The sequence below is a fragment of the Caldimonas tepidiphila genome (genome assembly GCF_003569765.1).
In the GTDB taxonomy this organism is placed as follows: Bacteria; Pseudomonadota; Gammaproteobacteria; order Burkholderiales; family Burkholderiaceae_C; genus Caldimonas; species Caldimonas tepidiphila.
This window is the reverse complement of sequence record NZ_QXMG01000178.1, coordinates 1-873: the sequence shown is the minus strand read 5'-3', so window position 1 is coordinate 873 and position 873 is coordinate 1. Positions and strand designations below refer to the sequence as shown.

At 58.6% G+C, this 873-nt stretch carries 1 protein-coding gene; it reads right to left on the bottom strand.

Features of this window, described 5'->3' with window-relative positions:
• Positions 1-170 (bottom strand): transposase (locus D3A59_RS26990; protein ID WP_473206075.1); only part of this gene is annotated, 170 nt, incomplete at its 3' end.
• Positions 171-873 lie beyond the last annotated feature (703 nt).

Sequence of the window (873 nt, the reverse complement as noted above, 5' to 3'; positions counted from 1 at the left end):
TGCAGAAACAGCACCTTGACCATCACGACCGTCGGATACGGGGGCCGCCCGCCCTTGCTGCGATCGGGCCTGGGGCAGGCCGCATCCACCGCTGCCGCCACCTGCTCGAAGTCCACCAGCTCGCCCATGCGCTCCAGGCTATCGGTGTACTGTGTCTTCTTGCTGCTCATCCCCGCATCATGCCGCAGGGGCGGTTTCTAGAAGCTCCCTTGAGGGTCGCCTCTCCGGCAACCCCGGTGGACGCTTTTGCGCCCTGCTCTGCGGTCGATGTTTCCCTCGAAAACGAAGATCCCTGCGGTGAGGAAGGAAATTCCTTCGACTCCGGTGCGTCTGACTTCATATCGGCCTCCGACTAATTTAGCGGTGACCCTGCGATTAATACCCCCCTCGCCCCCGAGGTACCCCTTCGCTCCCGGTGCTGCCGACGGTACCGGAGAATTTCATGAACGAAGCCTCCATCCGCGCCCCACCCAATCGACTGCATTCAAGATCGAAGAACTACATCTACGATAGCATTTTCGAAGACGATGTGTAATGGCTTTTGTGACGTTAGCCTAAAAAACAGACTAAACCAATCTACCATTTGTATGAGCCAGTTATCGGTATCCGCCAACCCCGACACGCCGACGAGAAGCACTACTCTCTTGCACGGCAGTTTCTTTTGGGTGGAGCCGAGGCGGGGCGAAAGAACGCAATGACGCCTAGCCGCAACCCTGCCTACTGTAGCCATCGTGAAAAAATGGCGAATCATTGCGCTACGCATGATCTACGAGCGGCTTGGCGCTCAGCGACCCGTTGTTGCGCGAGCTGCTCAACGGCACGCTGCAGCTGCGCTGCCTGCATCTAGACACCATGCCCGCCCTAAGCGCCAGC